This window comes from Stenotrophomonas sp. Iso1 (assembly GCF_027497995.1).
Taxonomy (GTDB): Bacteria; Pseudomonadota; Gammaproteobacteria; order Xanthomonadales; family Xanthomonadaceae; genus Stenotrophomonas.
The window spans coordinates 658,021-681,866 of the sequence record NZ_JAODBT010000002.1; the positions used below are offsets into that span (position 1 = coordinate 658,021).

24 protein-coding genes are annotated in these 23,846 nt (G+C 62.5%); 7 read left to right on the forward strand and 17 right to left on the reverse strand.

From position 1 onward, the window contains the following. Positions 1 to 4: 4 nt before the first annotated feature. The 3 genes from PAN08_RS11905 to purB all read right to left on the reverse strand — a co-directional run bounded on the left by PAN08_RS11905 (position 5) and on the right by purB (position 3,948). Entirely contained in the window at positions 5 to 910 is a 906-nt protein-coding gene (locus PAN08_RS11905) for a GNAT family N-acetyltransferase (RefSeq protein ID WP_269791700.1), read from the reverse strand. Beyond that, positions 907 to 2,379 carry a cupin domain-containing protein gene (locus PAN08_RS11910; protein ID WP_269791701.1) on the reverse strand — a complete coding sequence of 491 codons (1,473 nt, stop codon included), beginning with the start codon at positions 2,377 to 2,379 and terminating at the stop codon, positions 907 to 909. The genes PAN08_RS11905 and PAN08_RS11910 overlap by 4 nt, the downstream gene beginning before the upstream one ends. A gap of 201 nt (positions 2,380 to 2,580) precedes the next feature. After that, positions 2,581 to 3,948 (reverse strand): adenylosuccinate lyase, encoded by a 1,368-nt coding sequence (gene purB, locus PAN08_RS11915; protein WP_269791702.1) that lies wholly within the window; start codon positions 3,946 to 3,948, stop codon positions 2,581 to 2,583. A gap of 203 nt (positions 3,949 to 4,151) precedes the next feature. Here purB and PAN08_RS11920 point away from each other — a divergent pair, with 203 nt between their 5' ends. Further along, the gene (locus PAN08_RS11920) at positions 4,152 to 5,561 is read left to right on the forward strand and encodes a class II fumarate hydratase (protein WP_269791703.1); all 1,410 of its coding nucleotides are present in this window, start codon (positions 4,152 to 4,154) and stop codon (positions 5,559 to 5,561) included. A 342-nt stretch (positions 5,562 to 5,903) separates the two neighbouring features. Here PAN08_RS11920 and PAN08_RS11925 read toward each other — a convergent pair whose 3' ends face one another. The 8 genes from PAN08_RS11925 to PAN08_RS11960 all read right to left on the reverse strand — a co-directional run bounded on the left by PAN08_RS11925 (position 5,904) and on the right by PAN08_RS11960 (position 11,094). After that, positions 5,904 to 6,341: a hypothetical protein gene (locus PAN08_RS11925; RefSeq protein WP_269791704.1), complete on the reverse strand. Its 438-nt coding sequence runs from the start codon at positions 6,339 to 6,341 to the stop codon at positions 5,904 to 5,906. A 96-nt stretch (positions 6,342 to 6,437) separates the two neighbouring features. Continuing rightward, entirely contained in the window at positions 6,438 to 7,022 is a 585-nt protein-coding gene (locus PAN08_RS11930; RefSeq protein ID WP_269791705.1) for a DUF2884 family protein, read from the reverse strand. Positions 7,023 to 7,051: 29 nt separating this feature from the next. After that, complete coding sequence (locus tag PAN08_RS11935; RefSeq protein ID WP_269791706.1) at positions 7,052 to 7,708, reverse strand: hypothetical protein; 657 nt, start codon at positions 7,706 to 7,708, stop codon at positions 7,052 to 7,054. 36 nt (positions 7,709 to 7,744) lie between these two features. Next, the gene (locus PAN08_RS11940) at positions 7,745 to 8,575 is read right to left on the reverse strand and encodes a DUF4097 family beta strand repeat-containing protein (RefSeq protein ID WP_269791707.1); all 831 of its coding nucleotides are present in this window, start codon (positions 8,573 to 8,575) and stop codon (positions 7,745 to 7,747) included. A gap of 28 nt (positions 8,576 to 8,603) precedes the next feature. Then, positions 8,604 to 9,617 carry a hypothetical protein gene (locus PAN08_RS11945; RefSeq protein ID WP_269791708.1) on the reverse strand — a complete coding sequence of 338 codons (1,014 nt, stop codon included), beginning with the start codon at positions 9,615 to 9,617 and terminating at the stop codon, positions 8,604 to 8,606. Continuing rightward, positions 9,614 to 10,486, reverse strand: coding sequence for an ABC transporter ATP-binding protein (locus tag PAN08_RS11950; RefSeq protein WP_269791709.1), 873 nt, complete (start codon positions 10,484 to 10,486; stop codon positions 9,614 to 9,616). Before PAN08_RS11950 ends, PAN08_RS11945 begins: the two co-directional genes overlap by 4 nt. After that, the gene (locus PAN08_RS11955) at positions 10,483 to 10,845 is read right to left on the reverse strand and encodes a GntR family transcriptional regulator (protein ID WP_057635283.1); all 363 of its coding nucleotides are present in this window, start codon (positions 10,843 to 10,845) and stop codon (positions 10,483 to 10,485) included. Before PAN08_RS11955 ends, PAN08_RS11950 begins: the two co-directional genes overlap by 4 nt. Before the next feature lie 3 nt (positions 10,846 to 10,848). Further along, positions 10,849 to 11,094, reverse strand: coding sequence for a hypothetical protein (locus PAN08_RS11960; RefSeq protein ID WP_269791710.1), 246 nt, complete (start codon positions 11,092 to 11,094; stop codon positions 10,849 to 10,851). 157 nt (positions 11,095 to 11,251) lie between these two features. Between PAN08_RS11960 and PAN08_RS11965 the strand changes: the two genes are divergently transcribed. The 5 genes from PAN08_RS11965 to PAN08_RS11985 all read left to right on the forward strand — a co-directional run bounded on the left by PAN08_RS11965 (position 11,252) and on the right by PAN08_RS11985 (position 15,153). Next, positions 11,252 to 11,791, forward strand: coding sequence for a glutathione peroxidase (locus PAN08_RS11965; RefSeq protein ID WP_269791916.1), 540 nt, complete (start codon positions 11,252 to 11,254; stop codon positions 11,789 to 11,791). 84 nt (positions 11,792 to 11,875) lie between these two features. Further along, entirely contained in the window at positions 11,876 to 12,856 is a 981-nt protein-coding gene (locus tag PAN08_RS11970; protein ID WP_269791711.1) for an FKBP-type peptidyl-prolyl cis-trans isomerase, read from the forward strand. A gap of 21 nt (positions 12,857 to 12,877) precedes the next feature. Next, the gene (locus PAN08_RS11975; RefSeq protein ID WP_269791712.1) at positions 12,878 to 14,227 is read left to right on the forward strand and encodes a UDP-glucose/GDP-mannose dehydrogenase family protein; all 1,350 of its coding nucleotides are present in this window, start codon (positions 12,878 to 12,880) and stop codon (positions 14,225 to 14,227) included. Continuing rightward, the gene (locus tag PAN08_RS11980; RefSeq protein WP_269791713.1) at positions 14,220 to 14,462 is read left to right on the forward strand and encodes a SlyX family protein; all 243 of its coding nucleotides are present in this window, start codon (positions 14,220 to 14,222) and stop codon (positions 14,460 to 14,462) included. The genes PAN08_RS11975 and PAN08_RS11980 overlap by 8 nt, the downstream gene beginning before the upstream one ends. A 19-nt stretch (positions 14,463 to 14,481) precedes the next feature. Further along, on the forward strand, positions 14,482 to 15,153 hold the full coding sequence (locus tag PAN08_RS11985; protein ID WP_269791714.1) for a DUF2058 family protein: 672 nt from the start codon (positions 14,482 to 14,484) through the stop codon (positions 15,151 to 15,153). 63 nt (positions 15,154 to 15,216) lie between these two features. Here the strand turns inward: PAN08_RS11985 and PAN08_RS11990 are convergent, their stop codons facing one another. Genes PAN08_RS11990 through PAN08_RS12015 form a run of 6 tightly spaced genes read right to left on the reverse strand, consistent with a single transcriptional unit; the run spans position 15,217 to position 22,529 of the window. Then, entirely contained in the window at positions 15,217 to 16,398 is a 1,182-nt protein-coding gene (locus PAN08_RS11990; RefSeq protein ID WP_269791715.1) for an MFS transporter, read from the reverse strand. A gap of 4 nt (positions 16,399 to 16,402) precedes the next feature. Further along, entirely contained in the window at positions 16,403 to 17,086 is a 684-nt protein-coding gene (locus tag PAN08_RS11995) for a hypothetical protein (RefSeq protein WP_269791716.1), read from the reverse strand. 42 nt (positions 17,087 to 17,128) lie between these two features. Beyond that, on the reverse strand, positions 17,129 to 19,870 hold the full coding sequence (gene metH / locus PAN08_RS12000) for a methionine synthase (RefSeq protein WP_269791917.1): 2,742 nt from the start codon (positions 19,868 to 19,870) through the stop codon (positions 17,129 to 17,131). Between the two features lie 14 nt (positions 19,871 to 19,884). Beyond that, positions 19,885 to 20,487, reverse strand: coding sequence for a short chain dehydrogenase (locus PAN08_RS12005; RefSeq protein ID WP_269791717.1), 603 nt, complete (start codon positions 20,485 to 20,487; stop codon positions 19,885 to 19,887). Between the two features lie 10 nt (positions 20,488 to 20,497). Next, positions 20,498 to 21,577 (reverse strand): homocysteine S-methyltransferase family protein, encoded by a 1,080-nt coding sequence (locus PAN08_RS12010; protein ID WP_269791718.1) that lies wholly within the window; start codon positions 21,575 to 21,577, stop codon positions 20,498 to 20,500. 22 nt (positions 21,578 to 21,599) lie between these two features. Further along, positions 21,600 to 22,529: a metalloregulator ArsR/SmtB family transcription factor gene (locus tag PAN08_RS12015; RefSeq protein WP_269791719.1), complete on the reverse strand. Its 930-nt coding sequence runs from the start codon at positions 22,527 to 22,529 to the stop codon at positions 21,600 to 21,602. A gap of 126 nt (positions 22,530 to 22,655) precedes the next feature. Between PAN08_RS12015 and PAN08_RS12020 the strand changes: the two genes are divergently transcribed. After that, positions 22,656 to 23,804 (forward strand): acyl-CoA dehydrogenase family protein, encoded by a 1,149-nt coding sequence (locus PAN08_RS12020; RefSeq protein WP_269791720.1) that lies wholly within the window; start codon positions 22,656 to 22,658, stop codon positions 23,802 to 23,804. The last annotated feature ends 42 nt before the right edge of the window (positions 23,805 to 23,846 follow it).

The following is a 23,846-nucleotide window of genomic DNA, read 5'->3' on the forward strand; positions in this document are numbered from 1 at the left end:
CGGCTCAAATACCCAGCACGCGCAGGGCGCTGCAGGTGCGAGAACGCTGCCATATGCGCTGGAACAGTTCTTCCTGCACGCGAGTGCGTGCCGATGCGTCGAGCCAGAGCTCACCTTCAATGCGTGTACCCATTGGACGAAAGTAGCAGTCGCCGTTGTCGTTGCTGATGGCTGCGGAAACCACTTGGCAGTCTGTCGGGTCCATTGGCTCGCGCAACTGAAACACGCTGGGCAGGCGTTGGGCCAATGCAACCAGGGCTTCAGGCAGGGCGGGAAGATCGGCTTCGTGGACGAGCAGTTGTACGGACTTGTCGTGCCGGGCCGTGGCAAAGCGGCGTAATGCGGCCAATACCGGCGGTTGGGCCAGCAGGCCATCGCTTCCGCGAAGTTGCAGGCGCAGGCAGCGGCGGGCGTGGTGGATCACTGTCGAGGTGGCCGCGCTGGCCTGATCCGCGTCCTCGATGCGCATGGCGCCGTCCAGACGCCTGCGCATGGTCTGGTGACCAATGCCGGCTTCCTCGAAGGGCGCGCCTTCAGCCAGAAATCCATTGCGAGCGTAGAAGTCTCGGGCATGTAGCTGGGCGTGCAGGGTGACTTCACCCCAGCCGCGTCGCTTTGCCTCGGCAACCAATGCCTGTAGCAACGCATCGCCGACACCGCGGCCGCGCCAGTGTGCGTGGACGGCCATGCGCCCGATGCGCTGGTCGGGAGTCAGCCGGCCAGCGCCGATGGAATGGCCATCGGCATCCACGGCAAGCGCGTGGACGCTGAGCGGGTCCAATGCGTCGATTTCCAGTTCTGCCGGCACCCGTTGTTCGTCGACGAACACGGCATGGCGCACGCCGTGCAGCTGGTCGCGCTGCACGGCGTAGTCGGCGATTTCAACATGGAAGCCGACGGTTGGGATCATGCGGAAGGAGCGTTTTCGTCCTCGTAGATGACTACGACCTCTACGCCTTCCTCGCTCACCTGCACGGTGTCGATCTGAGCGATGGACGGCTCGCCTTCACCGGCCTGGGTGTATTCGAACACTTCGATTTCCACATCCGGGGAACCGTCGTCGTCCTCATCCTCATCCTCGAAGTCGACTTCTGCAGCCACGACGAGCGCACCTTCTTCGAGTTCTTCGAACTCTTCCCCGTCGGCCCAGGCGGCTTCGGCAGCCAGCATTTCCTGGTCCAGCAGCTGGTAGAAGCCACCGGCCATCAGTTCCAGCACGGCGTTGCGGCCTTTGGCCGAGAGTTTGCCGTAGGCCGCCGCATCCAAACGCTCGGTGCCAGCCAGCAGCTGGGCATCCTTGATCGACAGTGCGAAGGCGTGGCCGGAGCAATACAGTGAAGCACCCCGGGTGGCACGACGCCACGCGGTGCGAGCCCACGGGTGACGCTCAAGCAGGCCGCCATCGGCCAGTTCAGCTTCCACGTCTTCCGGTGAGCGCGGAGCCTGCGACGGCAAGATGTCACCGGCGGAACGGTAGGTGGTGATGAAGCGGCCGAACCAGTTGCCGAGGCGATCGGGGTCGTTCATGCGGATGGCGTTGAGCGCGGTGATCACGCGCTTCATGGCGGCATCGTCGATCTCGTTGACGTCGTCCTGCAGCTTCAGGTCCGGATCCTGGTAGCGGATGGACTCATCTGCGCCGGCGACCAAGTCGTCCAGGTAATCACTGATCAGCTCGGCCGAGGCCGGTGCGCGCATGCCGAAGGAGAAGGTCAGGCAGGGGTTTTCGGCCACGCCGTTGTGCGGCACGTTCGGGGGCAGGTAGAGCATGTCGCCCGGGCCCAGCACCCATTCGTGGGTCTTCTTGAACTTCTTGAGTAGCTTCAGTTCAACGTCCGGGCGGAAATCCAGCGACGGACGCTTGCCATTGATCGATTCGCTGGCGTCAATCTGCCAGCGGCGCTCGCCGTGGCCCTGCAGCAGGAACACATCGTATTGGTCGACATGGGCGCCAACCGAGCCGCCGGTGGCGGCAAAGCTGATCATCACGTCGTCCATGCGCCAGCGCGGCAGGAACGAGAAATTCGGCACCAGCGCACGCACGTCCGGGTCCCACTTGTCGACGTCCTGCACCAGCAGGGTCCAGTCGTGGTCGGGCATGCCCGGGAAGTCTTCTTCCTGGAACGGGCCGGTGCGCAGGGTCCAGCCATCGGTGGCGCGGTCGTGGATGACCATGCGTGCCAGCGCGCCTTCCTCGCAGGCCAAGCCGGCCAGGTCTTCGGGCATCAGCGGGGTTTCAAAGTCCGGGAACGCGCCGCGGATCAGCAGCGGGCGCTTCTGCCAGTAGTCGCGCAGGAAGGTTGCCGGGGCCATGCCCAGTGGCAGACCGGCGCGGGCCTGGACTTCGATCGGATAGGTCTTTTGCTTGCGTGCAGCCATGGGGGAGTCCTTGCAGCGGAAAACGGAATCAAGCGCTTGCGCGCGAGTAGACCGCCATTGTCCCCTTGTTGAGCGCAAACCGCACGGTGGAAGGCTGATCTGAATCAAATGGTGGTGTGGGGTCAAGTTTTGGTTGGCCCTGCCTCAAAACGCAGAAGAGCCGGCAATGCCGGCTCTTCTGGGGGACGCATTGCCCGGAACTTAGATGGCCTTGGCCAGTTCCGCCGCCAGGCCAACGTAGCCACCCGGGGTCAGCTCGCGCAAGCGCTGCTTGGCGTCGGCCGGCAGGTCCAGCGATTCAATGAACTCGCGCATCGAATCGGCGGTGATGCCGTGACCGCGGGTCAGGGCCTTGAGCTGCTCATACGGATTCGGCAGGCCATGACGACGCATCACCGTCTGCACGGCTTCTGCCAGCACTTCCCAGGCTGCGTCCAGATCGGCGTTGAGACGTTCTGGGTTCACGGTCAATTTGCCCAGGCCCTTGGCCAGCGATTCCAGGCCGACCTGGCCGTGGCCGAAGGCGGTGCCTACCGCGCGCAGCACGGTGGAGTCGGTGAGGTCACGCTGCCAGCGGCTGATGGGCAGCTTGGCGCTGAAATGCTCGAACAGGGCGTTGGCAATGCCGAAGTTGCCTTCGGCGTTCTCGAAGTCGATCGGGTTGACCTTGTGCGGCATGGTCGAGGAGCCGACTTCACCTTCCTTGAGCTTCTGCTTGAAGTAGCCCAGCGAGATGTAGCCCCAGACGTCACGGGACAGGTCAACCAGAATGGTATTGGCGCGACGCGCGGCATCGCCGATTTCAGCGATGTTGTCGTGCGGCTCGATCTGGGTGGTGTAGGGGTTGAACACCAGGCCCAGTGAGGTGACGAAACGCTCAGCGAAAGCGGGCCAATCCACTGCCGGATAGGACACAACGTGGGCGTTGTAGTTGCCGACGGCGCCGTTGATTTTGCCGGTCAGCTCGACCGCAGCGATCTGGCGGATCTGGCGTTCCAGCCGGGCGACGACATTGGCCAATTCCTTGCCCAGGGTGGTCGGCGAGGCGGTCTGGCCGTGGGTGCGCGACAGCATCGGCTGCTCGGCCTGCGCATGCGCCAGCTTGCGCAACGAGTCGGCGATGCCGGTGTAGGTGGGTAGCAGCACCTGGCTGCGTGCCTGGGCCAGCATCAGGCCGTAGGACAGGTTGTTGATGTCCTCGCTGGTGCAGGCGAAATGCACGAACTCCAGCGCCGGGGCCAGCTCGGCGTCGTCCTTGAGCTGCTCCTTGATGAAGTACTCCACAGCCTTGACGTCGTGGTTGGTGGTGCGCTCGATTTCCTTGACGCGTGCGGCGTTGTCAACCGAGAAACCCTCGGCCAGCGCGTGCAGCTTGGCTTTGCCTGCGGCAGTGAAGTCGGCCAGTTCGCTGATGCCCGGCTCGGCGGCCAGGGCCAGCAGCCATTCGACTTCCACCTTCACCCGGGCCTTGATCAGGCCGTACTCGGAGAAGATCGGGCGCAGGGCGTCGACCTTGCTGGCATAGCGGCCATCAAGCGGGGACAGGGCGAGCAGGGTGGATTCCGTCATGTCGGCGGGCATTGGGGCAGTGGCGGGGGGGCACATTCTACGCTGCCCGGCGAGGTCACCGCCCGTGGGCCGGTGAATCCCGGCCGCCGCAGGTGCCTTCGCTCGCCCCGGGGCGTATCGTGATGAGAGCCGCCAGCCGGGGAAGACTGCCCAAAGCCAGCCGCAGCTTCCCTTTCCCCAACGAAAGTAGTGCGGAGTTGATGATGAGCAAAGGTTCCAACAAAGAGTTCCGGACGGAACACGACAGCATGGGCGAACTGCAGGTGCCCGCCGATGCCCTATGGGGCGCCCAGACCCAACGTGCAGTCGAGAATTTCCCGGTGTCCGGGCAGCGCATGCCGCGGGCCTTCATCCGGGCGCTGGGCCTGATCAAAGGTGCCGCCGCTGAAGTGAATGCTGGGCTGGGTCTGCTGCCCAAGGGCGTGGGCAAGGCTATTCAGGCCGCCGCTCAGGAAGTAGCCGACGGCGTTCATGACGCGCATTTCCCGATCGACATCTACCAGACCGGTTCTGGTACCTCGTCCAACATGAATGCCAACGAGGTCATCGCCGCGCTGGCCAATCAGGGCGGCAAGGCCGGCAAAACGGCTGTGCATCCCAATGATCACGTCAACCTGGGGCAGAGTTCCAATGATGTGATCCCCACCGCCATCCGTGTTTCGGCACAGCTGGCCACGGTGGAAAACCTGCTGCCGGCGCTCAAACACCTGCGCAAGACCATCGACAAGCGTGCTCGCACACTCGGCAAGGTGGTCAAGACCGGCCGCACCCATTTGATGGATGCGATGCCGTTGACCTTCGCCCAGGAATTCGGTGCGTGGTCAGCCCAGCTGGAATCGGCCCAGGCCCGTATCGAGGACGCACTCAAGCGTTTGCGGCGCTTGCCGCTGGGTGGCACGGCGATTGGCACCGGCATCAATGCCGACCCGCGCTTCGGCGGCAAGGTGGCCAAGGTGCTGTCCACCACCACCGGGGTGAAGTTCGACAGTGCTGAGAATAAGTTCGAAGGTCTGGCGGCACAGGATGATGCGGTGGAGTTGTCAGGTCAGCTCAACGCCTTGGCGGTGGCGCTGATCAAGATCGCCAACGACCTGCGCTGGATGAACTCCGGGCCGCTGGCGGGCTTGGGCGAAGTGGAGCTGCCAGCGCTGCAGCCGGGCAGTTCGATCATGCCGGGCAAGGTCAATCCGGTGATTCCCGAGGCGACGGTGATGGTGGCGGCGCAGGTGATCGGCCACCACACCGCGATCACCGTCGCCGGGCAGACAGGCAACTTCCAGTTGAATGTGACGCTGCCGCTGATTGCCGCCAACCTGCTGGATTCGATTCAGTTGTTGTCCAACGTGATGAACCTGCTGGCCGACAAGGTGTTCGTCGGGTTGGTGGTCAGGCAGGACCGCGTTCGTGAGGCGCTGGCCCGCAACCCCATTCTGGTGACCGCGCTTAACCCGATCATTGGGTATGAGAAAGCCGCGGCTATCGCCAAACGCGCCTACAAGGAACAGCGCCCGGTGCTGGAAATAGCGTTAGAGGACAGCGGGCTGTCCGAGGCCGAATTGAAGCGGCTGCTGGATCCTGCGGCGCTGACGCTCGGTGGAATTCACGAACAATAAGCGCGGAAGCCGGCGAGGCTGCTGTTTTTAGCACCTCTCCCGTGCAGGAGCAGGCTGCGAACCACTGGTTCGCTGCTCCTCGAGCGTCCTTGCGCCAGCGCAAGGGCGCGGAGGGGGGGGGTGAGGGGAAACTTCTAGCACGTAGAGCAAAAAGCTCGCCTCATACGCCCCTTCGGGGTACCCCGCTCTGAGCCCCGGCCACGCACCGCGTGCGTGGCGTTCAGTCATGCACGAGCCGGTGGCTCGTAAGCCGCATGCCTTCACCCCGCAGGCGGGAGAAGGGAGTAGCGACTTGCTGCGCGTGCTCGTCAACGCAAGCACGCTCGCAGCGCATGCTTCTCGTCAATACAGCGCGCGCGGATTGGCCAGTGCTTCGTTGTATTCCTTGAACTCCGGAATGCGCTGCGCCAGATCCGCCGGGAACGGCTCATGCCCCGCAGGAATCGTGATCGGCAAGCTGCGCTCTTTCGCACCGCTGGGCGGCGCCGTGGCGGCATCGGTCAGCGTGTTCTGGCGCAGGATCTGCAGCTTGACGAAGCTGGTCTGCAGCAGCGCGCGCTGCTCGTCGTTCAGTGGGATCTCGATGTCGTCCACACGCAGCTGACCGCTGGGCAAGATGTCGAGGTTCGGATAGGGCGCGCGACGGATGGCGACGCGATCGGTTCCAACTTCGGTCTTGGGCTTGCTGCGTTCGCTGCGGTGGGCAGCGTACTTCTCACGGTCACATCCGGTAGCCAGTACTGCAAAGACGACCAAAACGAGCAGAAGCAGTTTTTTCATGACGGCACAGACATCAACGACGGAAGCGGCATTCTACCGCTCCCGCCTTGGAGACTGCTCTCGCTTTGGCCGCGCTGATGGGCCGCCTTCAGCGTATCAACGCTGAGTGACCTGCCCGTCGCGACAATCGTTGATATCGCCCTGGTCCATCTTCGCGTATGGCTTGAATTCTGGAATCGCGGCGGCCAACTGTTGCTGCGTGGCCAGCAGTGCAGGCAGCTGGTCACAGATTTTCGACGCGCTGGCTTCGATCTTGGCGGCCTCGGCGTTGATGCGTTCTTCGATTTGGTCGGTGTTGCCGGAAAAGATGCCCTTCACTGCTTCGCTGGCAGCGCGCACGCCCAGGTTGGCGCCCTGTACGCCGACTTCGATACCCGCCTGGGCCACGGTCAGCATCTGTTGACGGTACTGCAGCACCAGCGCGCGCTGACTGTCTTTCAGCGGCACTGGCGTGCTGTTGATCAGCAGATCCCCTTTGGGCGATATCTCTACCTTGGTGCCGTCGCTGCTGGAAACACTGAGGTTGCCTTCGGCCAATTGCTTGCGGGCTCCGTCGGTCGCCTCGCGTACCTTCTGGCCGAGCGTGGTGTCCGTGCTGGCACCGTTGGTTTGTGGGCGTTCGCCACAGGCCAGCAACGGCAGGCAGAGCAGGGCGGTCAACAAAGGTGTACGCAGGTTCATTGCAAGGATTCCTCTAGATCGGGATGGGCTCAGTGCTGCGCGATATCGTGGCGGAGCTCGCTGTCGCAGCGGTCGATATCTTCCTGGTCCAAATTGGCGTAAGGCTGGAATTGCGGGACGCTGGTTGCCAGCGCCTGTTGCGAGACGAGAACTTCAGGCAGACGCTGGCAGATCTGCGTCACCATCGGCTCAACGTGTTCCTTGACCAGCGTTTCGACGCGGCGCTCCAGACCGCCGGTCAACCCGCCGACGATCAGGCTGAACAGTGAGACGTCGGTAGCCTGCAGTGCAGCCATAGCGGCTTTCTCACCTACGTCGATGCCGGCCTTCGCCATGCTCAGGACCTTGCCGCGATAGTCCAGCAACAAACGACGCTGCTGGGCCGTGGTTGCGACGGTCTTGCCGTCGATGACAAGTTCACCGGCCGGCGTGATGTGTGCATCGGGCAAGTTGCTGTCCGACGACTTGGCGTGCGAGCGCTTGCCGATGTTGAAACTGTTGCCCAACGATAGGTTTTCCGTTTCCAGTTCGGCGCGGGCGGTGTCCATTTCAGTGCGCAGTTCAGCGCGACTGCTGGCCATCTCGCGCTTGATTTCGGCGCTGACACTTTCCGGCTGACTTGTAGCCTGTGCGGCCAGCGGCAAGCACAGCATCAGCGCGATGAGCGGAGTCTTGATCTTGTTCATGAGTAGCTTCCGTTGCAGATCAACAAGAATGGGAAATCAATGTTTCTTGGGCAGGCTGACGGCGCCGGTGATGCCGGAATGATTGACCGAACCGCTCCCCAGGCGCTCAACGTTGAGGCTCGCGGCGTTGCGTACGTTCAAGTCGCCCGAGCCCAGTTCGCCCAGCGTTACCGCACCGCGTGCATCGCTGATATCGACGTCGCCCGAACCGATGCTCTCCACGCTGACGGGGCCCTGCACGCCGCGCAGCTCCACGTCGCCGGAGCCGACGGTGCCGATGCGAGCATCGCCACGGACGTCATGTGCTTTGACATCGCCAGAGCCCACCGACACCACGTAGAGCGAGCCGATGTTGCGGAACTCCACATCGCCCGAGCCCACTGCAGCCGTTGCCAGGCCCTTGATGTCACTGGCCACTACATCGCCGGAGCCGACATCGGCGCTCATGGTGCGTGCACCAGTCAGGGAGGCATCGCCGGAGCCTACTTTCAGCTGTACCAGGATGTCGTCCGGCAAGGTGCCGGACAGATCAAGGTAGGAGTAGGTACTGCCACTGAAGTTGAAATTCAGCCCTTGGTTCTCGCGCTCCAGCTTCACGATCAGCTTGTCGCCGACTTTCTGCTGGGTGACCGTCAGGTTGGCAAGCAGATCCTGCGTGGAGGCACAGGCCCTGCCCGAAACCGCAGCTTTGGCGCCCGGCGTGGCCTGCAGACGCAGGTCGTGATTGTTCACCTCAAACACCACCGCCTTGGCGCCGGCGAGATCCAGATCCAATGCCCGGGGCTGGTTGAACTTGCAATGCTCTTCGGCGGCGAACGCGCTGACGGGGAGCAGGGTCAAGGCGAGCAGAAGGGGTTTGATATTCATCTCGTTTCCTTGCGATTACGGGAGAAGGTCAGATTTCGTCGCGGCGCTTGCGCAGCCAGATGGCGGCAACGATGAACACTACGCCGACCACGGCGCCAATCCACAACTGGGGATCGGCCAGCGCGGCGAACTGATCGGCCGGGGTCAGGCCGCTCAGTACCGATTGCAGTGACTCATTCTGCGGACTGTCGGCCTTGTAGGCCATCTCGATACCCGGTACGAAGCCCAGCAGCAGGCGGCCCACCACATTGGCCCAGAACCAGCTGCTATCGATGGCAGCAATTTTGGTGAACTGGAGAGAGCTGACGATGATGCCGGCAAACAGCGGCAGCATCACTGCCCACAGGAACGGTTTGGTCTTGGCCCAGGCAGAGCACATCAGCAACCAACCGGCAGTGGGCAGCGCCCACAAGGCATAGACCGGAATCCAGCAGATCAGGCCTGCGACGATGGTCAGTGGGCTGGCCGGGCCCCAGATCAACTGCATCGGGTTACCGCCGTGGGCCAGCAACACAAGGCTGATGATCACGGCAAAGGTGAACATCGCCAGGATGCCGATCACGACTGCGAACAGGGGAGCCACGATCAAGGCGCTGACCACCTTGGACAGCACGGTCTGTGCGTCGGACACCGGCATCGACTTCCAGAACAGCACGCTGCGGTCGCGACGGTCGTCATACAGCGCGCCGAGGCAGTAGAAGAACGCCACAAAGCCCAGTACCAGGAACGGCCATGCCGCGCTCACCACCAGGGTGAAATCCATGCCGTTGGCCCACTGCACCATGTCGTGGGGAGACATCTGTGCGGTCAACATCTTGACGTCCAGGCCATTGACGTTGACGCCATTGACGTGGAGATCACCGTTGGCGGCGGCACGGCGCATCGCAAACAGGCCTGCCACGATGGCCAACAGTGCCAGTGTCAACGAAATTGCACTGGCAATCAGCGGCGCCCAGAAAAAGCCGCCCTTGTTTTCCCAGTACTCGCGCTTGAGCAGCCACTTGAATTTGTTGAGGGGGGAGATGGGGTGGGCGGCGTTCATGCGTAGGTTCCCTTCATGATGGCCACGAACATATCGGCCAGGCCGGGGTTGCGGGTTTCGCCCAAGGCGACAAGGCGGTTGCGGTCGACGCCGTCATACAGCAGCACGGTTTTGCCGAACGGCAGGCTGCGCTCGTCGATGGGGCCCAATGCGCGCGCTGCTTCCAGCGTTTCGGCGGAGGCCAGCACTTCGGTGTAGCGCTCGGACATGGTTTCCATGTCGGCTGAAAGCACGATCTTGCCGTCGCGGATGAACAGCACGTCGGTAAGGATGTGCTCGATCTCTTCCACCTGGTGGGTGGTGACGATAATGGTCTTCTGCTCGTCGAAGTAGTCCTCCAGCAAGCGCTGGTAGAACTCCTTGCGGTAGAGGATGTCCAGGCCCAGCGTCGGCTCGTCCAGCACCAGTACCTTGGCATCGATGGCCATCACCAGCGCCAGATGCAGCTGCACCACCATGCCCTTGGACATCTCCCGCACGCGCTGCTTCGGATGCAGCTTGGTATTGGCCAGGAAACGCTCGCAACGAGCGCGATCGAAGCGCGGGTGCACCCCGGCCACGAAGTCGATGGCTTCCTTCACCCGGATCCAGCGCGGCAACACTGCCACGTCGGCGATGAAGCACACATCATTCATCAGTGCGTCGCGCTGGCTGCGTGGGTCCATGCCCAGCACCTGCAGGTCGCCCTCGAACGCGGTCAGGCCCAGCAGGGCTTTGAGCGCGGTGGTCTTGCCAGCGCCATTGGGGCCGATCAAGCCGACAATGCGACCCGGTTCGATGGTGAAATTGGTGTTGTCCAGCGCCGGCTTCTGCCGGTAGACCTTGCGCAGGCCCTTGGCGGAAATAACGGCTTCGACTGCGGCATTCATAGCGTGGTCCCCGGTGGCAGCAGATCTTTCATGGTCAAGCCCAGACGCTGGATGCGCTCCAGCACACCGGGCCACTCATCATTGAGAAAACGTTCGCGCTCGTTGCCGCGTAGTTTTAACGCAGCCTCCTCGGTCATGAACATGCCAAGGCCACGGCGCTTCTCGACCAGATTCTCGTCGGCCAGCTCTTGATAGGCACGCGAGACGGTGATCGGGTTGAGTTGATACTCGGCGGCAACCTGCCGGACCGAGGGCAGGGCGTCGCCCGGCTTGAGAATGCCGTCCAGCATCATCGCAATCACGCGATCCTTCAGCTGGCGGTAGATGGGAGCGCCATCGCTCCACTGGATATCGCTCATGGGTCAGCTCCGCGGGTTCAGCGACTGTGCGAACGAGAAGTACGGCATGGACAGACTTGTCCGCATCCGCCGTGCCGGTCGTTTCGCATTGGGTTGGGCGGTAGCATCCTGCTCAGTACCAGCCACCTCGGCGGCATAATTCCGCTCGCTGGCAGCACCGACTTGCGGCGATGCCGTGCAACCGAGCAGAAGCAGGGCGCCGGAGGCGACCATTGCCTGGAGAACGTGCTTGCCATGCTGTGTGCTCATGTAGGCTCCCTGCGTGGGGTGGCTGGTGTTGTATGCAACTATAACACCGACACGCCCACATGCAACTCCCAAGTTACCCAACTGATGGCCTATGCCCTGTTTGCGCGGAAAGCCTGTCCGGAGAATCAAAATGAATGTTCGCAAGATATTGATTGGAATGACGTTTGTGGCAGGTCTGGCGCTGGCGACGGGTACCATGGCAGGTCCGTTGCTGGATCGTGAGTTCCGCCCGTTGGCCGGAGCGGGTGACGTCAACCTGAATCAAACCTACGGCGGGAAGGTGCTGCTGGTCGTCAATACCGCCTCCAAATGTGGCTACACACCGCAATACGAAGGGTTGGAAGCGTTGAATCAGGAATTGTCCGGGCGCGGTTTCGCGGTGCTGGGCTTTCCGTCCAACGACTTCAAGGGACAAGAGCCGGGCAGCGAGGCGCAGATTCAGGAGTTCTGCACCCTGACGTACGGCGTGAAATTCCCGATGTTCCAGAAGGTGCATGTGATCGGCCCGGATACCACGCCGCTGTACCGCGATCTGACCAGTGCCACCGGCGTTGCGCCGGGCTGGAATTTCCACAAATACCTGATCGCGCGCGATGGTCGGGTGGTTGCGCAGTTCCCCAGCAAGGTGCGTCCGGATGACCCGGCGCTGCGTGCCGCCATCGAACGCGAGCTGGCTACACCTGCTCCACAGCGCTGATCGCCTCGACATATGCGGCTCGCGTGCGACAATGTCGCCCCTCGCGCCGACGGCGGCGTCTGTTCACTTCCAGGAATGCAGCGAATGAAGATGGGAACGCGCGGCGCAGCAGCGTCGCTTCTGATTCTGGCGATGGCGGCCCCCGGGGCCGTGTTTTCGCAACAACCTGCCGCGCCGGCAGCAAGCAAGGAGAAGTCTGTTTTGACCTCGGATCGTGAAAAGATTGGTTACGCCATCGGCGTCGATGTCGCCAGTTCGTTTGAGCCCATCGCTTCTGAAGTGGATGTGGCCGAAATGCGCCGCGCTGTTGAGAACGCATTTGCCGGCGGCCAGCCGCTGATGTCGCAGGAAGAAGCGCAGGCGACCGACCAGGCGCTGCGCACTGTGATGATGGCCCGTTCGGGCCAGCAGGTGCCGGGCATGGCGCCGGGCAGCCAGCCGCCTGCGGTTGACCGCAAGAAGGTCGGCCTGATGCTGGGCAGCTTCGCCGTGGGCCCGTCGCTGGCTCCGATCCAGAAGGAAATCGACCTGAACTCGGTGTTCCAGGCCATCACCACCGTGTTCGCCAAGGGCACGCCGTTGATGAATCGCGAGCAGTCGCAGGCCGTGCTGCAGGCATTCAGTGCCACCAAGCAGGCCGAGTCGCAGGCTCAGCAGGGCCAGGCCGCGCAGGCAAACCGCGAGCAGGGCAATGCCTTCCTGGCCAAGAACAAGACCGTGCCGGGCGTGGTAACCACCGCTTCTGGCCTGCAGTACCAGGTGCTGCGTGCCGGCGCCGGTGAGCGCCCGACTGCCACCAGCCGCGTTCGTGTGAACTACGAAGGCAAGCTGCTGGACGGCACCGTGTTCGACAGCAGCTACCAGCGTGGCGAGCCGATCGATTTCGGCCTGAACCAGGTGATCAAGGGCTGGACCGAAGGCGTGAGCCTGATGCCGGTCGGCGCCAAGTACCGCTTCTGGATTCCGGGCGAACTGGCCTATGGCGATGCTGGCACCCCCGGTGGTCCGATCGGCCCGAACGCCACGCTCACCTTTGATGTTGAGCTGTTGGGCGTCCTGCCGTAATAGAACGGAGTAATCGCAGTCATGCGTGTAGCGATTTTCGGTACAGGTTATGTGGGGCTCGTCACCGGGACCTGCTTGGCCGAAGTCGGTCACGACGTGGTCTGTGTGGATATCGACCAAGCCAAGGTCGATGGCCTTGGGCGCGGGATCATTCCGATCTACGAGCCCGGGCTTGAGCCGATGGTGAAGGCCAACCACGCCGCAGGACGCTTGGCCTTCACCACCGATGCCGCCGCCGGTATTGCGCATGGGCAGGTGGTTTTCATCGCCGTTGGTACGCCGCCGGATGAAGATGGCAGTGCTGATTTGCAGTACGTGCTGGCCGTTGCCCGCACCATCGGCCGTCATCTGACGCAGCCGATGGTGGTGGTCAACAAGTCGACGGTGCCGGTTGGCACCGCGGACAAAGTCCGTGCCGCCATTGCCGATGTGCTGGCGGCGCGTGGCGAGGAAATCACCTTCGACGTGGTTTCCAATCCCGAATTTCTGAAAGAAGGCGATGCGGTGGCTGACTGCATGCGACCGGATCGCATCGTCATTGGTGCGTCAAATCCGGAAGCCGTGACAGTGTTGCGTCGTCTGTATGCGCCGTTCAATCGCAACCGCGACCGCGTGGTGGAGATGGACGTACGCTCGGCCGAGCTGACCAAGTACGCGGCCAATGCGATGCTGGCAACCAAAATCAGTTTCATGAATGAGATCGCCAATATTGCCGAACGCGTCGGAGCCGATATCGAACAGGTGCGTCAGGGCATTGGTTCGGACCCGCGTATTGGTTGGCACTTCATCTATCCAGGCGCCGGTTATGGCGGCTCCTGCTTCCCCAAGGACGTACAGGCGCTGGCCCGCACCGCCCTGCAATACGGCCATTCGCCGCATTTGCTGGACGCGGTGGAGGCGGTCAACAAGGCGCAGCAGGGGCATTTGTTCGCATTGATCCAGCGCCACTACGACCGTGGTGAGGATGAAGGTGTGCGCGGCAAGACTTTCGCGGTGTGGGGTTTGGCATTCAAGCCCAACACTGACGACATGCGCGCTGCACCAAGCCGTCGACTACTGGAGCAACTATGGGACGGCGGCGCCATCGCGCGCGTGTTCGACCCGGAGGCCATGAGCGAGGCGCGGCGTATTTTCGGTGAGCGCGAGGACCTGGTGTTCTGCGATTCGGCCTATGAAGCGCTGGACGGCGCCGACGCGCTGGCCGTGGTCACCGAATGGAAACAATTCCGCAGCCCGGACTTTGAGCGGATGCGCAAAGCCCTGGGCGACGCGGTCGTCTTTGACGGTCGCAATATCTACGAGCCGCAGGAAATCGAGGCGGCTGGTTTGGCTTACTACGGCATTGGCCGGGGGCGTTCCCTGCATGCATGAATCAATTTCGAGCGAACGCGAACAGGCACTGGAAGCACGCCTGGTTGAGTTGGAAATGCGCGTTTCCTTCCAGGAACAGGCGCTGGCTGAACTGAGCGAAGCCTTGGCTGAAGCTCGCATGGAAGGTACGCGCAACAGCAACGTACTGCGCCATCTGTTGGATGATCTGGGTAAGGTGCGCACGGCGTTGTACGCCGCTGATCCAACCACCGAACCGCCACCCCCGCACTACTGATACAGAAGCACTGCACGCCATGAGTGACACTCTTCGTGACCAGCTCCTTGGGCTGGGTTTCAAAACATTGCCCAAGCCGGAGCGCAAGCCCGACGCCCGTCGTGATAGCCGCCCACAAGGCAAGCCAGGCCCCGCAGCGGCCAAACATGGCCATGGCGGCAAGCCATCGCAGGGCAAGCCGCACGCCGGCCGCCCTCAACAGCAGGGCAAGCCGCAACCGGGCAAGCCGCAGCAGAGCCAAGGCCAGCGCAAGCCACGCTCGCAGGAAGATATCGACCTGGCCAAGGCTTACGCCATCCGCGCCCAACGCGAGAAGGACGAGCGGCTGGAAGCGGAGCGAGTGAAGCAGGAAGAAGCACGCCTGCGTCGCGAAGCCCGTGCCAAGGTGGACGAGTTGATCAAGGACAAGGGGTTGAATGACCCCAACGCCGACATCGCACGGCATTTCGAGTACGGCGGCAAGATCAAGCGCATCTACGTCAATGCCGAACAGCTCAAGGGCCTCAACGCCGGTGAGTTGGGTGTGCTGCAGCAGAATGGCCGCTACTTGTTGGTTGCTGCCGCAGTGCTGGCCGAAGCCGAAGCGTTGTTCGCGCCGAGCGTTGCCTTGAAGGTGGACCCGAATGCGCCGGCCGCTGACGACCCGTATGCCGATCCGCAGTTCCAGGTGCCGGACGATCTGGTCTGGTGAGCGCGAAGCGTCACTGAATCGGATGGATGCAAGGAAACGACAGGCCGAAACGCCTGTCGTTTTTTATTGGGTGCGGGCCTGTCGCGATGGCGGTAGCCAATACCAGGCAATCAATGACCCGGCCAAGGCAAAGAAACCGCCGACGATAAAAGCCACCTTGCCGTCGCCGAATTGCCACAGCTGGCCGGCGATCAGTGCGCCCAGCACGCCGCCCAGACCGGACGAAAAGCCGTAGAACAACCCTTGCCCGTGTCCGTTGAGGTTGCCGGGAAAGTAACGCGCCAGTAGCTGCATGGCCGAGGCGAAGAAGGCCGCAAATCCCAGACAATGGGTGGTCTGTGCGACCAGCATCACCGGGATGTTTTCCGGCCACATGGCAGTTGCCCACCAGCGCAGCGCGGCGCTGGCCATGGAAATGATCAGCAGCCAGCTGGCATCCCAACGCCGGAAAAAGCGGGCAATGAAGAAGAACACTGCCACCTCGAAGATCACGCCCACCGTCCACATCAGGCCGAGCAGCGAGGTGCTGTAACCGTGGTGGTCCATGTACAGCGAGAAGAACGTGTAATACGGACCGAACGACAGCTGTTCGAGGAAAGCGGCAATGAAGAACGCGATCACCGGCTTCTGCCGCACGATGACCCAGAAACCACCCGTGTGATGACTATGTGTGCCGATAGTGCGTGCATAACGATTGAAGAACGCCGAGCCGGCCAACAGCACGAACAGCGGCAACATCATCCACGGCAACGTGCCGGCGCCATTGCGCTCGATCAACCAGCCGAACAGCGTAACCACCAGGATGAAGCCCAGTGAGCCCCACACGCGGATCATGCCGTAGCGGTGGCTGTCGCTACCCAGATGGGTGAGGGTGATGGATTCAAACTGCGGCATCACCGCGTTGTAGAAGAAGCAGAACGCAATCATCACCGCGTACAGCGTCCACTGCGGTGCAGGCACCAGAAAGCCCGCGAAGCTGATGATGGTCAGCACGCAACCGATGCGCAACCAGCGGATCGGCTTAGGCGATACGGCCGCAAGCGATGTCCAAGTGCTGGGCGCGACGACGCGGGTGGCGTACCACAGGCTCATCATCACGCTGATGGCAGTCACGGTCATGCCGCGCGACTGCAGGTACAGGCTCCAATACGGTGTGAATGCACCCAGTGCCGCGTAGTAGAAAAAGTAAAAGCTGGACAGCCGTGCGGTAGGCACGACGGCTGGCAGCGGGTTGGACGTGTTCATGGGATCAGAAAAAATCTTCGACCGGAGTAGTCAGCAGCTCGACCGTGCTGTGCTTGAGCCGACGCAGGCTGGAGATGCCGAGGTCGCGGATGATGGAATGGTTGCGGTGAGGCAGGGCCGAATCGTACAGGTCTTGGGGCGCGACATTCTTGCCGTGCACGCCGGGCATCAGGTCGATGCCGGCTGCGCCGTAGCAGTGCTGCACCATCGCTGAGCAATACAGCGCGCCTTCCTTTGAGAGGAGGTTGCCGCGGCGGCGCAGGCGGGTGCTGTGCATGGCGAACAGCGTGCCGACCAGTTCGCTCAGTGAGTAGCTGGACAAGCCGGCCAGCAGATCCAGTGCGGCAATCTGTACCTTGTGGGTCTGCTCAGCGTCCAGCCCGAAATTGAGAATGGCCAGATTGGGGAAGGCTTCATCGTCGAAGTAGCGGTCGGCACGGTTCTCCTGCGCGCCCAGCCGCAGCTGGCGATTGCGTAGGTCCAGGTCCGATTCCAATACCCACCAATGGCCGTCCAGACGTTGTTCGCTGAACAAAAACGCATGTGACCACAGACTGCGATGGCCGTCGTCGGTCAATGGCGCCTGCGCCTTGCGGATGGCTTTGCCGATCCAATCCGAAGTGCCGCACAGGCCGATGCAGCCGGGCGCAGCGTATTTGCGGATCAGTTCGGCGTTGCGGCTTTCCATGGCAGGTCGCGATATGAAGAGAGGGGACGGAGTGAGCCGGGCTCACTCCGGATCGTAATCCAGATTGGAGGCCAACCAGCGCTCCACCTGCGCCCGGTCCACGCCTTTGCGCTTGGCGTAGTCGGTCACTTGCTCACGCGAGACGCGGCCGACAACGAAGTACTGGCTCTGGGGGTGACTGAAGTAGTAGCCGGACACCGCTGCGGTTGGCAGCATCGCGAAGCTCTCGGTCAGCGACATGCCGATGCCTTCGGCGCCGAGCATCGCGAACAGTGCCTGCTTCTCGCTGTGCTCCGGGCAAGCCGGATAGCCGGGGGCGGGGCGGATGCCGCTGTATTTCTCCGCGATCAACGCTTCGTTGTCGAGCTGCTCATCGTGCGCATAACCCCAGAATTCGGTCCGCACGCGCTGATGCAGGCGCTCGGCCATGGCCTCGGCCAGGCGATCGGCCAGCGCCTTGAGCAGAATGGCATTGTAGTCGTCGTGGTCAGCTTCAAAGCGCGCGACGTGCGGCTCAATGCCAATGCCCGCAGTGACCGCGAAAGCGCCGATCCAATCCTGCTTGCCACTGTCTTCCGGTGCGATGAAATCGGCCAGGCAGAAGTCGGGGCGCTCGGCAGGCTTGTCAACCTGTTGGCGCAGGAAGTGGAGGGTGTGCTGCGAACCAAGCGGACTGAGCCCCTCGCCCGCAGGCGGGAGAGGGGAAGAAGCGGGGCCTTCTCCCTTTGCCAGGGACACCACAACATCATCGCCCCGGCCATTGGCCGGCCAGATCCCAAACACGGCCCTTGCCGTCAGCCACTTCTCATCGACGATTTGTTTCAACATCGCCTGCGCATCCTTGAACAGGTCGCTGGCCTGCGGGCCAACGATCTCGTCGGTCAGGATCGCCGGATACTTGCCCGCCAACTCCCAGGCCTGAAAAAACGGTGTCCAGTCGATGATTGGCAGCAGGTCCTGCAGTGGGTAATCGTCAAATACATGAAGCCCCGGCTGCGCTGGCGTCGGCGGTGTGTACTGGCTCCAATCGCAGGTAAAGCGCTGGCCGCGCGCATGTTCCAGCGACACCAGTCGCTTGGCGTCGCCACGGTTTTTGTGGCGCTTGCGGATGTCGGCGTAGTCGGCGTCATTGGCGGCGACGAAGGCGGCGCGCAGGTCGCGGGAAATCAGCGACTGGGCGACACCCACTGCACGCGAGGCATCCTTCACCCACACCGTCGGCGCGCTGTAGAACGGGTCGATCTTCAGCGCGGTGTGCGCGCGGGAGGTAGTTGCACCGCCAATCATCAGCGGCATGACAAAGCCCTGTCGCTGCATTTCCTTGGCGACATGGCTCATTTCTTCCAGCGACGGCGTGATCAACCCCGATAGGCCGATGATGTCGGCATTCTCGGCACGTGCGGCGTCCAGGATTTTCTGCGCCGACACCATCACGCCCAGATCCACCACTTCGAAGTTGTTGCAAGCCAGGACCACACCGACGATGTTCTTGCCGATGTCATGCACGTCGCCCTTGACCGTGGCCATGATGATCTTGCCGTTGGTTTTTCCAACCTCGCCCGTGCGTAACTTTTCTTCTTCGATGAAGGGCAGCAGATAAGCCACCGCCTTCTTCATTACGCGGGCCGATTTAACCACCTGCGGCAGGAACATCTTGCCGGCGCCGAATAGATCGCCGACTACGTTCATGCCGTCCATCAACGCGCCTTCAATCACATCCAGCGGACGTGAGGACTGCTGACGCGCTTCTTCGGTGTCTTCTTCCACCCATGCATCCAGCCCTTGCACCAGTGCATGCGCCAGACGCTCGCGCACCGGGCGCAAGCGCCAAGCCAGGTCTTCGACCTTCTTTTCGCCCTTCTTGCCCTTATAGCGCTCGGCAAGTTCCAGCAGACGTTCGGTGCTGTCGCGACGGCGGTTGAGGATCACATCCTCCACCGCTTCGCGCAGCTCTGGGTCGAGCTGGTCGTAGATCGGCATGGCACCGGCGTTGACGATGCCCATGTCCATGCCGGCTTGGATGGCGTGGTACAGGAACACCGAATGAATGGCCTGGCGCACAGTCTCGTTGCCGCGGAACGAGAACGACACGTTCGACACGCCGCCAGACACATGGCAGTGCGGCAGCGTGCGCTTGATGATGCGCGTGGCCTCGATGAAGTCCACCGCGTAGTTGTCGTGCTCCTCGATGCCGGTGGCAACAGCAAAGATGTTGGGGTCGAAAATGATGTCTTCCGGCGGGAAGCCGACTTGCTCGGTGAGGATGCGGTAGGCGCGGGTGCAGATTTCCACCTTGCGTGCGCAGGTATCCGCCTGGCCGTCTTCGTCGAATGCCATCACCACGGCGGCCGCACCATAGCGGCGCACCAGGCGGGCGTGCTCCAGGAACGCGGCTTCGCCTTCCTTCAGCGAGATCGAGTTGACCACGCTCTTGCCCTGCAGGCATTTCAGGCCGGCTTCGATCACGGTCCACTTGGACGAATCCACCATCACCGGGATGCGGGCGATGTCCGGCTCGGACATGATCAGGTTGAGGAAGCGGGTCATCGCTTTCTCGGAATCGATCAAGCCCTCGTCCATGTTGACGTCGAGGATCTGTGCGCCACTGGCCACCTGTTGGCGGGCCACGTCCACGGCTTCCTCGTAGCGTTCTTCCTTGACCAACTTGCGGAACTGCGCGCTGCCGGTGACGTTGGTCCGCTCGCCGATGTTGATGAACAACAGGTCCGGCGTGATGACCAGCGGTTCCAAGCCCGACAAACGGGTGTGGCGGATTTCAGTAATTGATTCGTTGCTCATCACCAGACCTTGAACACCTGACCATTGGCGATGCCGTCGATGCTGCGCTGGTAAGCCAGCGCGGCACGGGCAGCAGTCACCGCTTCAAAGCCGGGGAAGAAATCGGCGTAACTGTCCCAGGCTTCCAACAGCACGCTGGGGCTGACTGCATTGATGCGCAGGCCGCGCGGCAGTTCCAGCGCGGCGGCGCGGACAAAGCCTTCGATGGCCGCATTCACTGCCGTGGCGTTGGCGCCCTGCGCGATGGGTTGCTCGGTGAGGATGCCGGTGGTCAAGGTAATGGAGCCGCCTTCGTTGAGATGGTGCTGGCCCAGCAGCGCCAGCCGCACCTGGCCGAGCAGTTTGTCCTGCAGGCCGACGTTGAATTGCGCGGGCGTCATTACCGTAAGCGGGCCAAAATGCACAGCGCCGGTGGTGGCGACAATGGCATCTACCTTGCCGACGGACTGCAGCAGCGCGGCCACGCTGTCGTCGCTGCCCAGGTCAACCGGGTGTGCCGGGTCCGAGCGTGACGCGGTGATGACGTCATGCTGCTGTCGAAGGTGTGTGGCAACGGCCGAGCCCAGAGTGCCACCGGCACCCACCAGCAGAATCTTCTTCATGGCGTATTCCTCAGGCGGCGTTTGCGGTGGGCAGCGGCAGGGCGCGCGGCGGCAGCCCAGCGACCGCTTCGGCGATGGCGCGAATATGGTCGGGCGAGGTGCCGCAGCAGCCACCGACCAGATTGAGCAGGCCGGACTGCGCAAACTCCTTGAGCGTGGTCGCCATTTCCTCGGGCGTTTCGTCGTACTCGCCGAAGGCATTGGGAAGGCCGGCATTCGGATGCGCGCTGACGTAGCCGGTGGATATCTGCGACAGCGTTTCCACGTGGGGGCGCATGTCGGTAGCGCCGAGCGCGCAGTTGAAGCCAATCGACAACGGCTGGCTGTGCGAGACCGAGGCATAGAAGGCTTCGGCCGTCTGCCCGGACAGCGTGCGGCCGGAAGCGTCAGTGATGGTGCCGGAGATCATCACCGGCAAGCGCCCGCCACGCGCGTCGAAGACTTCCTCGATGGCAAACAGTGCGGCTTTGGCGTTGAGCGTGTCGAAGATGGTTTCGACCATCAATGTGTCGGCGCCGCCGTCGATCAAGCCTTCAATGGCTTCACGGTAAGTGCCGCGCAGTTCATCGAAGCTGGTGTTGCGGAAGCCGGGGTCGTTGACGTCTGGGCTGATCGACGCGGTGCGGCTGGTTGGGCCAAGCACGCCGATCACAAAGCGCGGCTTGTCTGGCGTCTGGGCCTGGACCGCATCACAGCACTGGCGTGCCACCTGCGCACCGGCCTTGTTGAGTTCGTAGACCAGATGTTCAAGGTGGTAGTCGGCCTGGCTCACCGACGTGGCATTGAACGTATTGGTCTCCAGCAGGTCCGCGCCGGCTTCGAGGTAGGCGGTATGGATGTCAGCGATCACGTCAGGGCGGCTCAACAACAGCAGGTCGTTGTTGCCCTTGAGGTCGTGCTCGCAGCCGGCGCCGTGCACATGCTGGCTGTCGAAACCGCCCGCGAAGCGTTCACCGCGGTAGTCGCCTTCTTCCAGACGATGGCGCTGAATCATGGTGCCCATGGCGCCATCGATGATCAGGATGCGGTGATCAAGCGCGCTGAGCAGCTTGGCGACGCGTTCGGGATGGAGCCAGGGCAGGGCTTGCATAAGGCGGGCCGGTTCTCGTGAATCAGGGGCGGTGGGCGATCAGCGAGATCACTTCAAAATGGGGCGGGCGCTTTTCGCGGGTCACGGTTTCCAGGCTGGACACTTCAAGCCCGGCCTTCTCCACGAACTTGCGCAGTTCCTTGCCGGTGAAGCCAAGGTTGACGTGGCCGTAGGCCTCTACCGCCGCCTTGTGCTCGTGGCGGGCCAGGCTGCACAACATCAACCGGCCGCCGGGGCGCACCACGCGGGCGCACTCGGCCACGGCCTTGGCCGGGTGGCTGGCGTAGGTGAGTGCGTGCATCAGCACGACCAGGTCGAAGCTGCCGTCGTCGAAGGGCAGCTTGTGCATGTCGCCCTCGCGCACCTCTACGTTGGGCAGCTTGCGCAGGCGCTCGCTGGCGGCCGCTACGACCCGGGCGCTGGTGTCAATGCAGACGTAACGCTGCGCATGCGGCGCCAACAGTTCGGCCAGTACACCGTCGCCGGAGGCAATGTCGAGCACGTCACCGGTTTCCAGCAGCGGCAGTGCGCTGCGTGCCAGGGCTTCCCAGGTGCGGCCCGGGGAATAATGGCGTTCCATGTCGCCGGCCACGCTGTCGGCCCAGTTCTGGTCGGCAGCACGCATGGCCAATACCGAGGGTACGCGCTCGGCGTCTTGACGCAGCAGTGGGTCGTCGCTGCCCGAGCTCAGTGCATGCCACAATGCGCGCTGTGCCGAGTCCAGTGCGGCATCGTCAAAGCGGTAATAGGCTGACACGCCTGCGCGGCGGTCGCGCACCAAACCGGCTTCTTTCAGCCGGGCCAGATGGGTGGACACGCGAGGCTGGGCCAGCGTGGTGATGGCCGAGAGTTCGGCCACGGTGAGTTCTTCCTGTTCCAACAGCGTCAGCAGGCGTACCCGTGTAGCGTCGGCGAACACTTTCAGACGGGTTGACCAGTCTTCCAGATCCATAAATATCTACCTATCGCGATATAGAGATATTTTCCCCTTGCCGCCACGCCGGGTCAAGGCGACACATAGGCTGAACCGGGTTGCGATGGTTACAATCGCAACTTGATTAACCCTGGGAGGGGTGCTGTGGATTTCAGTTTTTCCGACGAGCAGCTGATGCTGCAGGACGTCGCCCGCCGTATTGCCAAAGAAAAAATTGCCACCAGCGCTGGGCACTTCGACGCGACCGGTGAGTACCCGTTGGAGAACATCCAACTGCTGGGCGAGAACGGCCTGATGGCCATTGAAGTGCCGGTGGAGTACGGCGGCTCTGGCATGGACCCGATCTCCAGCGTGTTGGCGATCATTGAGGTTTCCGCTGCTGATGCGGCGCACGCGACCATCATGTCGGTCAACAATTCGTTGTTCTGCAACGCGGTGCTGGCCTATGGCAGCGAGGAACAGAAGCAGACGTACGTGCGCGCGATTGCTGAAGGCAGCGAGATTGGTGCCTTTGCGCTGACCGAGTCGCAGTCAGGCTCCGACGCCACGGCGATGCGCTGTCGCGCGGTGAAGCAGGACGATGGTTCGTATGTGATCAATGGCCAGAAGAGCTGGATCACCTCCGGCCCGGTGGCACGCTACGTAGTGCTGTTCGCGATGACCGACCCGTCCAAGGGGTCGCGCGGTATCACCGCTTTCATGATCGATGCCGACAAGCCCGGCTATGGTCGCGGCAAAACCGAGCCCAAGCTCGGCGTGCGCGCATCGGCCACCTGCGAGATTGAATTCCAGGACTATGTGGCCAGTGCCGAAGATGTGATCGGCAAAGAAGGCGAAGGCTTCAAGATTGCGATGAGCCTGCTGGATTCCGGGCGCATCGGTATCGCTTCGCAGGCTGTGGGCATTGCCCGCGCCGCGTATGAAGCATCGGTAGCTTATGTGAAGGAGCGCAAATCGTTCGGCGCACCGATCGGTACGTTCCAGATGATCCAGGCCAAGGTCGCCGATATGAAGTGCAAGTTGGACGCAGCGATGCTGCTGACCTTGCGCGCGGCGTGGCTGAAGTCACAGGGCAAGCGGTTCTCGACCGAAGCGGCCGTGGCCAAGCTGACGGCTTCAGAGGCGGCGATGTGGATCGCGCATCAAGCGGTACAGATTCACGGCGGCATGGGGTATTCCAAAGAAATGCCACTGGAGCGTTACTTCCGCGATGCCAAGATCACGGAAATCTACGAAGGCACCTCGGAGATTCAGCGCATGGTGATTGCGCGCAATGAGACGGGGCTGCGCTGAGTTCGTTGCGCTGAAGTTGATAAAGAACCCCGGCATTGCCGG

What these genes read in the sequence shown, in the direction of transcription:
- PAN08_RS11970 (WP_269791711.1), top strand. Translation starts at nt 11,876, where the DNA reads ATGAAGATGGGAACGCGCGGCGCAGCAGCGTCGCTTCTGATTCTGGCG.
- PAN08_RS11925 (WP_269791704.1), bottom strand. Translation starts at nt 6,341, where the DNA reads ATGAAAAAACTGCTTCTGCTCGTTTTGGTCGTCTTTGCAGTACTGGCT.
- PAN08_RS11955 (WP_057635283.1), bottom strand. Translation starts at nt 10,845, where the DNA reads ATGAGCGATATCCAGTGGAGCGATGGCGCTCCCATCTACCGCCAGCTG.
- PAN08_RS11950 (WP_269791709.1), bottom strand. Translation starts at nt 10,486, where the DNA reads ATGAATGCCGCAGTCGAAGCCGTTATTTCCGCCAAGGGCCTGCGCAAG.
- PAN08_RS12015 (WP_269791719.1), bottom strand. Translation starts at nt 22,529, where the DNA reads ATGGATCTGGAAGACTGGTCAACCCGTCTGAAAGTGTTCGCCGACGCT.
- PAN08_RS11985 (WP_269791714.1), top strand. Translation starts at nt 14,482, where the DNA reads ATGAGTGACACTCTTCGTGACCAGCTCCTTGGGCTGGGTTTCAAAACA.
- PAN08_RS11935 (WP_269791706.1), bottom strand. Translation starts at nt 7,708, where the DNA reads ATGAACAAGATCAAGACTCCGCTCATCGCGCTGATGCTGTGCTTGCCG.
- PAN08_RS11995 (WP_269791716.1), bottom strand. Translation starts at nt 17,086, where the DNA reads ATGGAAAGCCGCAACGCCGAACTGATCCGCAAATACGCTGCGCCCGGC.
- PAN08_RS11905 (WP_269791700.1), bottom strand. Translation starts at nt 910, where the DNA reads ATGATCCCAACCGTCGGCTTCCATGTTGAAATCGCCGACTACGCCGTG.
- PAN08_RS11975 (WP_269791712.1), top strand. Translation starts at nt 12,878, where the DNA reads ATGCGTGTAGCGATTTTCGGTACAGGTTATGTGGGGCTCGTCACCGGG.
- PAN08_RS12005 (WP_269791717.1), bottom strand. Translation starts at nt 20,487, where the DNA reads ATGAAGAAGATTCTGCTGGTGGGTGCCGGTGGCACTCTGGGCTCGGCC.
- PAN08_RS11960 (WP_269791710.1), bottom strand. Translation starts at nt 11,094, where the DNA reads ATGAGCACACAGCATGGCAAGCACGTTCTCCAGGCAATGGTCGCCTCC.
- PAN08_RS11980 (WP_269791713.1), top strand. Translation starts at nt 14,220, where the DNA reads ATGCATGAATCAATTTCGAGCGAACGCGAACAGGCACTGGAAGCACGC.
- PAN08_RS11965 (WP_269791916.1), top strand. Translation starts at nt 11,252, where the DNA reads ATGACGTTTGTGGCAGGTCTGGCGCTGGCGACGGGTACCATGGCAGGT.
- PAN08_RS12010 (WP_269791718.1), bottom strand. Translation starts at nt 21,577, where the DNA reads ATGCAAGCCCTGCCCTGGCTCCATCCCGAACGCGTCGCCAAGCTGCTC.
- purB (WP_269791702.1), bottom strand. Translation starts at nt 3,948, where the DNA reads ATGACGGAATCCACCCTGCTCGCCCTGTCCCCGCTTGATGGCCGCTAT.
- PAN08_RS11940 (WP_269791707.1), bottom strand. Translation starts at nt 8,575, where the DNA reads ATGAATATCAAACCCCTTCTGCTCGCCTTGACCCTGCTCCCCGTCAGC.
- PAN08_RS11930 (WP_269791705.1), bottom strand. Translation starts at nt 7,022, where the DNA reads ATGAACCTGCGTACACCTTTGTTGACCGCCCTGCTCTGCCTGCCGTTG.
- PAN08_RS11920 (WP_269791703.1), top strand. Translation starts at nt 4,152, where the DNA reads ATGAGCAAAGGTTCCAACAAAGAGTTCCGGACGGAACACGACAGCATG.
- PAN08_RS11990 (WP_269791715.1), bottom strand. Translation starts at nt 16,398, where the DNA reads ATGAACACGTCCAACCCGCTGCCAGCCGTCGTGCCTACCGCACGGCTG.
- PAN08_RS11910 (WP_269791701.1), bottom strand. Translation starts at nt 2,379, where the DNA reads ATGGCTGCACGCAAGCAAAAGACCTATCCGATCGAAGTCCAGGCCCGC.
- PAN08_RS11945 (WP_269791708.1), bottom strand. Translation starts at nt 9,617, where the DNA reads ATGAACGCCGCCCACCCCATCTCCCCCCTCAACAAATTCAAGTGGCTG.